Source organism: Streptomyces sp. NPDC020731 (genome assembly GCF_044334705.1).
In the GTDB taxonomy this organism is placed as follows: Bacteria; Actinomycetota; Actinomycetes; order Streptomycetales; family Streptomycetaceae; genus Streptomyces.
Genome location: NZ_JBIRTN010000041.1, coordinates 1 through 10,897 on the forward strand (window position 1 = coordinate 1; position 10,897 = coordinate 10,897).

A 10,897-nucleotide genomic window follows, 5' to 3' on the forward strand; every position below is an offset into this window, starting at 1 on the left:
AACGCCTTCCAGATCGCCTTCGAAGGCCGACTCACCCCGGCCGCCAACTGACCCCTACGCAAACTGGATCCGCCGTCTACTGGACACACCCGCTTCACGTCCGAGAGCAGTTGATGTGTGTCCGGATCAAGTTGCGGCGTGCCAGGTCAGAGGACCTCAAATCAGAGAAGCAGCAGGTCAGACGTTTCAGAGAGTCGTCCGGCCCTAGTCGAGATCCCGCAGGCCAAAGGCTCTCAAGTCGTCGACGCAGGCCTCACCTCTGACTGGTCGTGACAGCCGGGCGGCGCGGTACGCCCCGGTGGGCTGACGGTGCCGAGGGTTCTCCATGGCCGTTGAATGCCGGAGTCGTACGAGGAGACGGTGGGGAGACGGCTACCGTGCGACTGCCGCGCGATCGGGTGTTCACACCAGGAGCGAAGGGAGCTCCGTCGGGGCAGGGTGACCAAACGGGTCCCCTGCCCCGACGGAGCTCGGTCGGCCGGGCGGCGGGTCACCGGCGCCCGGCAGGGGCCGGTGTCGGGCGCGGCGCTCTCCGGCTCAGCCGAAGTTCACGTCGCTGCACCACATGTAGGCCTGGTCGAGGTGCGAGGCCTGCCAGATCACGAACAGGATGTGGTGTCCGGTGTAGCCGGAGGTGTTGACGTTGAACCTGATGTCCTGCGCCGGGGCGAAGCGACCGGTCTGCGTGATGAAGTCGAGGTTGCCCCAGCCCAGGGTCTGGGTCTTGGGGTTGAAGCCCTGCTTGCTCACGTAGACCCTGAAGTAGTCGGCACCGTGGGACGCCTGGTCGTGCAGCTGGACCGTGAAGTTGTTGCTGATGTTGGTCGTCTTCCACTGCCCGGGCTTGTTCAGGCTGGCGTTCCTCGAGAGGTTATTGCTGCAGAGCGTCCCGTCGGGGGTCCGTGCCTGGAACTGGCCACCGAGGCCGTCGCGGAGCGCGCTCATCCAGTTCCACATGGTGTCGGGGTTGGCCTGGAATGCCTGATAACACATAGGGTCTTCGGTCTGCATGGTCGGGCTCGTGTGGTTGCTGCCCCACGTTTTCCAGCACTGGTAGGCGCGGGAGGCGGGGTTGACGATGGTGCCGTGAGCCTGGGCGGGGGCCGACCAGCCCAGTGCGCCGACAACCACGGCGAACACCATGACGAGCGCCTGGAGAGGCCGGCGGAGGGACGACCGCGAACGCCCGGTCAACGGATTCTGTTTGCGCATGTGGGGGAACTCCTTCCAGTTGCAAGACTGTTATGGGAGCGCTCCCAACGGTACGTTTTCTGAGTGAAATGTCAATGAAACAAACGGAGTTGATTACAGGGATGGGCGGCGAGCAGAGAATCTGCCGTGAGCCGGGAGTCAGAACCGTTCCCGGGACCGGAAGGCGAGGATGCGGACTGGACCGATGTGCGGGGCGATGCCAGGGAGGGGCGTTCGCAGCATGGCGACGGGACCTGGTTCTGGCGTGAGGGCTGTTCAGTTCCACAACACGTGAAATTCCAGGTCCCGATATGGCACGCAGCGGGAACGTGCGCACTCCTCGGATCTGAACCGACGGCACTGGAGTATGGATGCCGTAGCGAGGGAAGCCGCCAGCGACGTGGATCAGTCTCGGTGCGCTCCCACACACCGGGGCCGTCGCCGCGGCCCCGGGACGCTCGCGGTCCAGGTGCCGGAATACTTCCCGGTGGACCGTCAGCCAGGCCATGGTGAAGAGGCCTGACTGATCACGCCTGGGTTCGTTCCAGGTTTGCCGACACGGCTGTTCCGGACAGGGCTGCCCCGTGGTGAGCGGGCGGCATGGGCTGCGGCTCGGCCGTCGCCAGTTCCTCCTGATGATGGTTCCCCCGCCGAGCCCTCCGCCCTCACCCACGTAGCGGCCACCAGCTCGACGTTTTGTCGGTAGTTCACCGCGAGCACCTCCACGGTCACCGCCTCGTACCAGTGCGACACGACAGCCCCCGTGCCAAGGGCCTCTTCGGCCACCGCCGATGCCGTCCCGCGCACCCGCAGCGGGCACTCCCGCCACGTCCGGAGCGGCCAGGGCCTCGACGAGCTCCTCCCGGTCGATCACCCGACGCTCCAACACCGCTTCCACCTCGGCGAATCCGGCCGCGATCCGTTCCGCCCGAGGGCGAAGTTCCTCCGCCCGCACCGGGCAGCCGCCTTCCGCTCCTCCGGCAATGCCAACCATCGACTGCGTCAGCCGACCCACCTTCGCTGAACCAGGATTGAGCTAGCGGACCCTGCCGCGACGGCACCGGGAACATGCCTGACCGAAGAAGCCCAACCATCACATACGGAGAGACATCGGCTTACCACGACGCCGCGTCAATTCGCGGTCTTGCGGATCCGGACCAGCAGGGGAGACTGCCTCTACGACCGGGTCCGCCCGGTCCCCGGCAGCACCACGTCAAACAGGTCGGTCCACCGTCACTCCACCGGGATGAGATTTCATGAACCGAAATCGAGCCACCATCAGCGCGGTCGCCGTCGTGACCCTGTTCACCGCCGGCCTCGCCGCCGGCCCGGCAACCGCCGCCACCGCCGCCGAGGCAAAGGCCCGCGTCGGAGCCGACTGGGCGACTCAGTCGATCGTCTTAACCGCCGCTGGAGGACAGATCAACAACCTCAACATATTCTCCATGTACACCAGCGACGGGATCCGGCGGATCGGCTTCAGCGACGTGGTCCCGCTCGAACCGGGCGACCACTGTGCGTACTCCAGACCCGAGGACACCACCTCCGTGGTCTGCGAACTTCCCGCCGACAGCCCCCGGCCCGACAGGATCGACGTCTTCCTCGGCGACGGCAACGACACGATCGCCGCCTTCACCCCCGGGATCGGCACCGTCAGCGGCGGCCCCGGCGACGACGAACTGCACGCTCACACCGCGCGCACGGTGCTGGGTGACGCGGGGAACGACATGGTCATGGGACCCGCAGCCCTGCACGGCGGCGACGGCATGGACCACCTGATGGGGGACGGCAGCAACCAGCAGATGTGGGGCGGCCGGGGCGACGACATGATCGAGGGCTACGGCGGTGACGACACCGTGTACGCCGGCCTCGGCGACGACCACGCCATGGGCGGGGACGGCCGCGACATCGTCCTCGGCGGCCCCGGCAACGACACACTGGACGGCGAAGGCGGCGACGACCTCGTCTGCGGTGGCACCGGAAAGGACGCCCTCGAAGGCGGACCCGGCCGCAACATCGTCCTTCCGTAAGTGCGCCTCCGTGCCCGAAGGCCCTGGCCCGCGCGCGAACAGCGTCGCGGGTGCCGAGCCACCGCCGTCGGCGACCCGCCACCCGAGCCGCGTCAACCGCGAACGCCGCAGACGGCAGGTCCCCGCACGACACGAGGTGACCTGGCGGAACCGGACCGGCGGACCTGTCAGCCGGCGCGGGCGCGAGTCTCCACGTTGCTCGGCCTACCCGATCCCGTAGAGACCCAGCAGGGGATCATCGCGGTGGGCCGCTGCGTCCATCAGATCGGGGACCCACCCCGGTGAACCTATGCGGTCACAGCACTAGGCCGTGTATCGAAAGTGGGCCTGTAGCCGACTGCCGAACCCGGATGAGCGCCCGGGGGCGCCCGGGGGCGCCCATCCGGGAGGTATCAGAGCTGACGGAAGTAGACAGTGAGTGGGAGAGGTGTGCATCCGAGCGCCTCGTAGAGAGCTCGGGCAGGAGCGTGGAACTGGTCTCCTCCGGTGCCGATCTCGACGACCCCGGCGCCGAGCGCCCGCATCTCTTCGAAGGCGTACTCGCACAGTGCACGGCCCACGTGGTGTCGTCGATGCTGGGCAGAGACGGCGAGGATCGTGATCTCACCCTTCTTGCGGACCGGGGCGACGCTCCATGCCACGTAGCCCACGATGGTGCCGTCAGCTTCGGCGACGGCGACGTACGTGTGCCGTTCGGGGGCGTGGAGTTCGGCGACCTGTTTGCGGTAGTCGTTACGCCAGTTGCCGTGCTGAACGGCGAAGACGGCCTCGCCCATCAGTGGGCGGAAGGAGTCCTCGTAGAACGGCCGGAACGTGTCGATGGTCAGTTCGGTGAGTGGTGCCAGGTCCTGCTGGGTGAACGCGCGGAGGAGCATGGAAGTGTGCCTCTCAGGCTGAGGGCTTGATACCCGGGCGGAACAAGGGCATCGGTCGGCCCGCTCCCGGCCACAGGATTGGCAGTGAGCAGGGCCTCAGTGACGTGTACGAGAGGCGGGAAAACACTCCATGGTCCGCATCGTAGTGGCCGGCACGCATGTCGAATACTTCGATTACAGCCACTCGTTGACGGCCGCGACGAGTACGGTCGCTTCGTAGCGGACGGCGAGCTTGTCGTATCGCGTGGCGACAGCGCGGTGTCTCTTGAGTCGGTTGATCCCGCACTCGACCGCATGACGCTCGCGGTAGTCGACCGGGGCGAAGTGCGGTGGTCGGCCACCCTGGGAGCCGAGCTTCCGGCGGTTGCGGGCCTGGTCGGACTTGTCGGGGATGATGCAGCGGATTCCGCGGCGGCGCAGATAGGCGCGGTTCCCGCGGGAGGCGTACGCCTTGTCCGCGCGGACCCGATGGGGACGGACGCGTGGTCTGCCAGGCCCGATGCGGGGCACGCGGGCCTTCTCCAGCACGGGTTCGAACTGCGGAGAGTCGCCGCGCTGTCCTGCCGTGATCACGATCGACATTGGCTTTTGGCCCTGCTCGACGGCCAAGTGCAGCTTGGTGGTGAACCCGCTGCGTGAACGTCCGAGCCCGTGATCTCCAGGCTCGGTGAACACACCGCCCGGCGCCTCCTTCTGCAGGTCGCCCCGCTTGCGGGCCCCGGCCGCATGCTGATGCGCCCGGCAGACCGTGGAGTCGACGCTCAGGTCCCAGGTGATCGCACCCTGCGCGTCGGCCAGGGACTGAAGCCGGGTGAGGATCTGGTGCCCGGCGCCGTTCCGCTGCCACCGGCGGAACAAGTCGTAGACCCGGCCCCACGGCCCGTACTCAACGGGCACGTCCCGCCACGGCACCCCGGTCCGGACCCGGAAACGTATGCCGTCGATCAGCCGCCGCCGAGGCCAGACAGGTGGCCGACCCGCCTTCGTGCCCTTGGGTAGCAGCGGCTCTAGCACCGCCCACTGCTCGTCTGTGAGATCTCCCCGACCCATGAACCGTGATCATCCACAGTCCGAGATCCACTTTCGACACACGGCCTAGAGCCTGCCCCTTGGAAGTGTGGTGCGCAGGGTGCCGCATATCGGATCGGCCGGCATCAATGGCTCGATCCTGTCCCACATCGCATCAGTGATCACCCGCCGGACAGACGCATCCGGTCAACCGACGAGCAGATCAAGGAGACGCGCTCGGCAGTACCCCTTCGCCCCGTCAAGCAGCTCCCTTACGATGTCCGCGTGCCCCGCGTGCCGTCCGGTCTCCTCGACGAGATGAATGAGCATCCAGCGGAGGTTGGCGTTGCCGGAGCGGCAGCCGGGGTGGTGACCGACGTCATCCAAAGAGGCCGCGGCCACGATCTCGTCGCTTCGGGCGCACTGAGTCTCCTACGACGCACACGCGCGGCCGGGAGCGCGCCCCATCGCTTCGGGGGAACCTGATGCGCACCACCGGCCGTCGTTCAGGCCCGGGTGTAGCCGCCGTCGGCGAAGAGTTCGGCGCCGGTGACGAACGACGAGGCGTCCGAAGCCAGGAAGAGGGCGGCCTCGGCGATTTCCTCGGCGTCGGCCAGCCGCCCCAGTGGCACGACGGCCTCGGCGAACCGGTCGGCGTCCGGCCCCGCGGCGCCCAGCAGGCCAGGGGTCCGCGTGGGTCCCGGGCTGAGCACGTTGACCCGGAACCGGCGCTCCCGCGACTGCCTGGCCCAGTTGTGCACGAGGTTGCTCACCGTCGCCTTCGAGGCACTGTAGACCTTGAGTTGCTCATTGGGCCGCACGCTGTTGCTCGAGCCGACAACCAGGATGGAGGCGTTCTCCGCCAGCAGCGGAAGCGCCTTCTGAACGGTGAATAGTGGGCCCTTGACGTTGACGGCGAGCGTCAGGTCGACGTTCGCCTCGGTGTGGGCACCGAGCGCGGCGTCCGCGACGATTCCCGCGTTGGCCACCAGCACGTCGATGCGTCCGGCCTCCTCGCGGACTCGCGCGTAGAGCGCGTCCAGGTCGGCCAGGACCGAGACGTCGGATCGTACGCCGGCGGCCGCAGGGCCCAGCTCCTTGACTGCCGCTTCGAGGCGGTCGATGTCCCGGCCGGTCACGAAGACCCGTGCGCCCTCCCGGACGAAGCGGTGGGCGATGGCCAGCCCGATCCCACTGGTCCCTCCGGTGATCACGGCCACCTTCTCCTGCAGCACGCCTGGCATGTCGAACCCCTTCAGTTGTGGAATGGATCGTCCATAACCTAGGCAGTAATGGACGATCGAGTCAAGAATGGGTAGGCTGAGATCATGCCGAGACCACGCGCATTCGACGAACGCCAAGTCCTGGAGCAGGCCCGGGAACAGTTCTGGGCGACCGGCTATGCAGGAACCCGGATGGACGACATCGCCCAGGCGACCGGCCTGGGCAAGGGCAGCCTGTACGGTGCATTCGGCGACAAGGGCAAGCTGTTCCGCCGTGTGTTTGGCGACTGGTGCACTGCAGTCGTCGAGGTGGCCGAAGGACGGCTGGCAGGTGGACCGGACGCAGAAGCCTTGGCCCGGCTGTCGGGATACGTGCACCTGATGGCGGAGAACACCGCCTCCGACACCGAGCGCCGCGGGTGCCTGCTGGCCAAGGGCGTGGCGGAACTGGCCCAGCACGATCCGACGGTCGCCGGACGGTCGGCCGAGACCATGACAGCACTGCTGACCCTGCTGCGGACGGAGATCAGCGCCGCCCAGCGCCACGGCGACATTGACAGCGCTGCCGATCCGGAGCAACTGGCGGCACTGCTACTGACGGTGGTCCGCGGTATCGAGGCGGTGGGCAAGGCCGGCCTGGCCCCGGAGAGGCTGCGGAACATTGCAGACACCGCACTGGCGGTCCTGCCCATGCCCGAGGGGCAGAGACGCCTCGCAACCGGGCGCAGTCCGGCCCGCGAGAACTAACTTGGTGCCATCACGGCCACATGATCCACCGGACAGTGCCTGGCCCTCTTCTCCCCCGGTGAACCGGCTGCCGGGAACTCGCTTCCGCACGGTCTCAGGGACGCTCCCTCATGTCTCCGCCTTCCAGCGGCCGCGTCGGGAATGGGGAGCGGTGCAGGTGTTCGCGGTGTTCTCATCCCCCGCGCTCTCCCCCTGCCCGCTCCCACCCGACGCTCGTCAAGCATTCCGAGCCTCGGCGTGCGGCTCCTTGCGCAACTCCTGTCAGCCGCCGCAGGTAGGTACGCGCGGTGATCGTGTTCCTCGCCTACCACGCCGCCGGTTATCTCAACGCGAGAGAACCCGGCCCTGTCACGGCCACCGCGGCGCGGTAGGTGCTGGGGCTCAGGCCCTTGTGGCGTTTGAACGCGGCGCTGAAGCCGAAAGCGTCGGCATAACCGACGGACCTGGCGATCTGGGCGATGCCGAGGTCGGTGTCGGACAGCAGCGCCTCGGCCTCGTCCATGCGGCATTCGGTGAGGTAGGTGAGGGGCGGGCGGCCCATCAGCCGGGTGAAGCGCTTGGCGAACAACGCCCGGGAGACGCCGGCTCGAGCGGCCAAGGAGGCCACCGTCCAGGGTTCGGCGGGCCGGTCGTGGAAGGACTGCAGGGCAGGCGCGAGGACCGGGTCGGCGAGGCCCCGGTACCAACTGGGCGCGTCGGCGCCCGCCTTGTCGAACCAGCTGCGCAGCGTGCACACCAGAGCCCAGTCGAGGAGCCGGTCCATCAACGCCTGCGAACCGGCCGAGTGATGGGCGGCGTCGGCGGCGGCCGTCTCCAGCCAGGCACAGACCTCGGCGTCCTCCTTGACCACCAGGACGGACGGCAGGGCACGCAGGAGCCGCTCGTGGCGGTGGCCCGAGGCGCGGTAGGCGCCCACGATCAGCGCGGTCGCCTCCTCTGAGTCGGTTCCCCAGTGGATGCCGCCGAGTTCCTGGGCGCTGCACTCGGCGCTCTCGGTGAAACAGGCGATCTCGTACGCGGCGTGGAAGCTGTGCACGGTGGCGGGGTGGTCCGCGAGGTGGAACGGTTCGGGTCCGCACACGATGGCGGTGTCACCCGCTCCGATCGCTCGTTCCGTTCCGTCGGGCAGCAGCAGGGTGCCCCCACCCCGCAGCACGCTGATCATGGTGAGCGGCGTGGCATCGGCGAAGCGGATGGTCCAGGGCACCGTCAGTACGGCGTGGCTAACGACCGATCCCTCGGCCCGGATGCCGCTCAGCAGCGAACTCAAAGGATCCATGAAAGACACCGTAGACGATCTCCTATGCTTCGAAGCGTTTCTCCCATGGATCATCTACAACGTCGCGGCTGTACTGGACTCGTTCATCAGACCGACCGAGACCAGCCGGGAGACACCGTGACGCAGCACGACAGCCGTGCCAGGACAGCCCTCGTCGTCGTCGCACACCACCGCACCGATTCCCTCACCGCGCACACGGCCCGCCGTGCCGCCGCCCGGCTCGAAGCCGCCGGCTACCGCGTCGACCTGCTCGACCTGCACGCCGAGGGGTTCGACCCTCGGATGAACGTGGCGGACCAGCCGGACTGGGGCGACCGGGAGAAGAGGTACTCGGACGAAGTGCACGCCCACATGCAGCGCGTCCTCGACGCCGATGCCGTCGTCGCCGTCTTCCCGGTGTACTGGCAGAGCGTGCCCGCCATCCTCAAGGGCTGGATCGACCGCGTGTGGAACTACGGGTTCGCCTACGGCCGCAGCAAGCCCCGCCTCGCCGGCAAGCGCATCCTGTGGCTGGGCCTGGCCGGCGCCACTGCCGACGATCCCATCGTGGAGGGAATGCAGACCGTCCTCGAGACCAACCTGAGCGAGGGCATCGCCTATTACTGCGGCTTCTCCCGCTCCACCGTCGGCCTGCTCACCGACGCGGAGGAGCGCCCTCAGCGCGTCGACGCCGAAGGTAATCTCCTGATCGGCGACGCGGTCACGGGCGCCGAGCAAGAGGCGCAGTACGCGGCTTTCGACCATCGTGCACAGGAGTTCGTGGAGAAGTTCCTCGCCGAGGAACTCGTGACAGCCTGACCGCCATACGTACGTGAGCGAGGAGCGTTCGGCTTCCAGCCCGGTACGGGTCCACGGCGAAGCTGCGCATGTCCTCGCTGCATGGCGAGCGTCTTCCTCCACTCCCCCTCGCTCACCGGTGTCACCCCTCGGCATGGCGGTCATTCCCGCCCGCCCAGGCCGGAACCCGATCAGGAGCGCGGCCGGGCGCCGGACGGTGGCTGCACACCGGCCGGCGCCGGCCCGCACCGGACCTCCCAAACGGCCGGCGGCCGGTTTTGGTACCAGTCACCGCATCGCCACCACCGGCCGGCCGCGCCGGATGCTGCGCCCGGACGGCACACGGCAGCTCATCTCCCGCGCCCTGAACAAACTGCGCTCCGACGGCTTCGTCGACCACACGGTGCTGCCCGGCCCGGACCGCTCCCGCACCCACGTCTGGTACCTCACCCCCGACGGCGCGCGCCTGACGAGGAACCTGCCCGTCCTGCGGGGGCGGCCGCCCTGCCCGATCACCTCCACGACGGCGGCGTCGCTGAAGACGGCGCGCACCCTGACCGTGGTGCGCGCCCATCTGGCCTTCGCCGCCGATGCCCGCCGGCTCGGGCACGAGCACGGCCCCTGGGACTGGACGCCCGAGGTGTCGCACTCCATCGGCGAAGGACAACGGGTGGTGGCCGACGCCGTCATGTACCACACGCTCATCAAATACGAGGCCCAGCCCGCCGGCCGGCGCAGGCGTGCCGCCGCGGAGCCCGGCTGGATGCGCTGGTATCCGGTCTTCTCCCGCCTGCTGTTCATCCTCACCGGCGTCTCCCGTACCGGCTGAAGGGCAGGATCAACGACCTGCAGGCAATGGCCGCCCAGCGCCCCCTCGTCACCGTGCTCGCCCGTGAGACGCCGCTGGGAGCCTCCGTCCTCGAGGACCCCGAACAACATGGCCCCGCCCAAGACGTCTGGACGCCCTTGCCCGGCGGCGAGGTCCGCCTGGAACGACCTGTGACGTTGCTGGCCGCCCCTGCCGGCAGATAGGCAAGAGCCCCCAGACTCGCTGGCCCAGGACTCGCGTGGTGTGCGGGGACACCTACAGTTCGAACTCCAGGTGCTCAATATCGGCGAAGCGCAACTCCTCCGTCCTGTGGCTTTGTCCACCAGTTACGGTTCTGGCCCAACCTCTGTGACGACGACTGATGCGGACGGTCTTCGAGCTGGGACAGAAATTGCCTTGCAGGTCAGCTACGGCGAGTGCGGCGCAATGGGGAGCCGCCCCCGCTCGCATCAAGGAACCTGCGTCAGGACCCGAGTTACGACAGCAGGTGTACGCCTCACCGAGCAGCACATGGCCGACGGAGTGTTCCGCGTGCACAAGAAGTGACAGCGGCCATGGGGCGGCCGGCCCTGCAGCCGCGGTCATCGGTCGAAAACTGTGCTCGGTCACAGCCCTGTGGCCAGCCAGATGGTCATGGCCGCGGTGGCGGTGAGCCCGACGTTGAGTGCGATCCGGCGGTCTTCACCAGTCAGGTGAACGGCGATCGCACCAATCTGCAGGAGAACGAAGCCGATGGCCGCGGCCGACGCCAGCGAGGGTGCGATGCCTGTCAGCGGTGGCAGGATCAGGCCGGCCGCGCCGAGTGTTTCGACCGTCCCCAGCGCCCTGACGGCGGGCAGGGTAGGGTGTGTCCAGCGAGTGGTGTAACTCGTGGGTTGGTTGTTACCGCTGGGTCGCGGTGAGGCGGCCGTCGAAGGCGATATCGAAGGCTTGGAGGG

9 protein-coding genes and 2 pseudogenes are annotated in these 10,897 nt (G+C 68.1%); 4 read left to right on the forward strand and 7 right to left on the reverse strand.

Going from position 1 to position 10,897, the window contains the following annotated elements; genetic code table 11:
* Positions 1–537 precede the first annotated feature (537 nt).
* Positions 538–1,143, reverse strand: coding sequence for a lytic polysaccharide monooxygenase (locus ACH4VX_RS35280; RefSeq protein WP_398373402.1), 606 nt, complete (start codon positions 1,141–1,143; stop codon positions 538–540).
* A gap of 1,304 nt (positions 1,144–2,447) precedes the next feature.
* Here ACH4VX_RS35280 and ACH4VX_RS35285 point away from each other — a divergent pair.
* Positions 2,448–3,221, forward strand: coding sequence for a calcium-binding protein (locus ACH4VX_RS35285; RefSeq protein ID WP_398373390.1), 774 nt, complete (start codon positions 2,448–2,450; stop codon positions 3,219–3,221).
* 392 nt (positions 3,222–3,613) lie between these two features.
* Here ACH4VX_RS35285 and ACH4VX_RS35290 read toward each other — a convergent pair whose 3' ends face one another.
* The 4 genes and pseudogenes from ACH4VX_RS35290 to ACH4VX_RS35305 all read right to left on the reverse strand — a co-directional run bounded on the left by ACH4VX_RS35290 (position 3,614) and on the right by ACH4VX_RS35305 (position 6,348).
* The gene (locus tag ACH4VX_RS35290; protein ID WP_398373392.1) at positions 3,614–4,096 is read right to left on the reverse strand and encodes a GNAT family N-acetyltransferase; all 483 of its coding nucleotides are present in this window, start codon (positions 4,094–4,096) and stop codon (positions 3,614–3,616) included.
* A gap of 174 nt (positions 4,097–4,270) precedes the next feature.
* Complete coding sequence (locus tag ACH4VX_RS35295) at positions 4,271–5,146, reverse strand: IS5 family transposase (RefSeq protein ID WP_398373394.1); 876 nt, start codon at positions 5,144–5,146, stop codon at positions 4,271–4,273.
* Positions 5,147–5,311: 165 nt separating this feature from the next.
* Positions 5,312–5,536, reverse strand: a pseudogene (locus tag ACH4VX_RS35300) (DUF664 domain-containing protein); the annotation flags it as partial.
* A 74-nt stretch (positions 5,537–5,610) separates the two neighbouring features.
* A complete protein-coding gene (locus ACH4VX_RS35305; protein ID WP_398373396.1) occupies positions 5,611–6,348 on the reverse strand; it encodes an SDR family NAD(P)-dependent oxidoreductase in 738 nt (245 codons plus the stop codon).
* Positions 6,349–6,432: 84 nt separating this feature from the next.
* Here ACH4VX_RS35305 and ACH4VX_RS35310 point away from each other — a divergent pair, with 84 nt between their 5' ends.
* Positions 6,433–7,074 carry a TetR/AcrR family transcriptional regulator gene (locus tag ACH4VX_RS35310; protein WP_398373397.1) on the forward strand — a complete coding sequence of 214 codons (642 nt, stop codon included), beginning with the start codon at positions 6,433–6,435 and terminating at the stop codon, positions 7,072–7,074.
* A 319-nt stretch (positions 7,075–7,393) separates the two neighbouring features.
* On the opposite strand, the gene ACH4VX_RS35315 is transcribed toward ACH4VX_RS35310, so the two are convergent.
* On the reverse strand, positions 7,394–8,362 hold the full coding sequence (locus ACH4VX_RS35315) for an AraC family transcriptional regulator (RefSeq protein WP_398373399.1): 969 nt from the start codon (positions 8,360–8,362) through the stop codon (positions 7,394–7,396).
* Positions 8,363–8,470: 108 nt separating this feature from the next.
* On the opposite strand from ACH4VX_RS35315, the gene ACH4VX_RS35320 reads away from it, so the two are divergent.
* Positions 8,471–9,151, forward strand: a complete 681-nt coding sequence (locus tag ACH4VX_RS35320; RefSeq protein WP_398373401.1) for an NAD(P)H oxidoreductase — start codon at positions 8,471–8,473, stop codon at positions 9,149–9,151.
* 169 nt (positions 9,152–9,320) lie between these two features.
* Positions 9,321–10,133, forward strand: a pseudogene (locus ACH4VX_RS35325) (replication-relaxation family protein).
* 431 nt (positions 10,134–10,564) lie between these two features.
* Here ACH4VX_RS35325 and ACH4VX_RS35330 read toward each other — a convergent pair.
* Positions 10,565–10,882, reverse strand: coding sequence for a DoxX family protein (locus ACH4VX_RS35330; protein WP_398373404.1), 318 nt, complete (start codon positions 10,880–10,882; stop codon positions 10,565–10,567).
* Positions 10,883–10,897 lie beyond the last annotated feature (15 nt).

Excerpts from the sequence above, each read along its gene's own strand:
- ACH4VX_RS35295 (WP_398373394.1), bottom strand. The coding sequence starts at position 5,146 with ATGGGTCGGGGAGATCTCACAGACGAGCAGTGGGCGGTGCTAGAGCCG.
- ACH4VX_RS35305 (WP_398373396.1), bottom strand. The coding sequence starts at position 6,348 with ATGCCAGGCGTGCTGCAGGAGAAGGTGGCCGTGATCACCGGAGGGACC.
- ACH4VX_RS35290 (WP_398373392.1), bottom strand. The coding sequence starts at position 4,096 with ATGCTCCTCCGCGCGTTCACCCAGCAGGACCTGGCACCACTCACCGAA.
- ACH4VX_RS35310 (WP_398373397.1), top strand. The coding sequence starts at position 6,433 with ATGCCGAGACCACGCGCATTCGACGAACGCCAAGTCCTGGAGCAGGCC.
- ACH4VX_RS35280 (WP_398373402.1), bottom strand. The coding sequence starts at position 1,143 with ATGGTGTTCGCCGTGGTTGTCGGCGCACTGGGCTGGTCGGCCCCCGCC.
- ACH4VX_RS35285 (WP_398373390.1), top strand. The coding sequence starts at position 2,448 with ATGAACCGAAATCGAGCCACCATCAGCGCGGTCGCCGTCGTGACCCTG.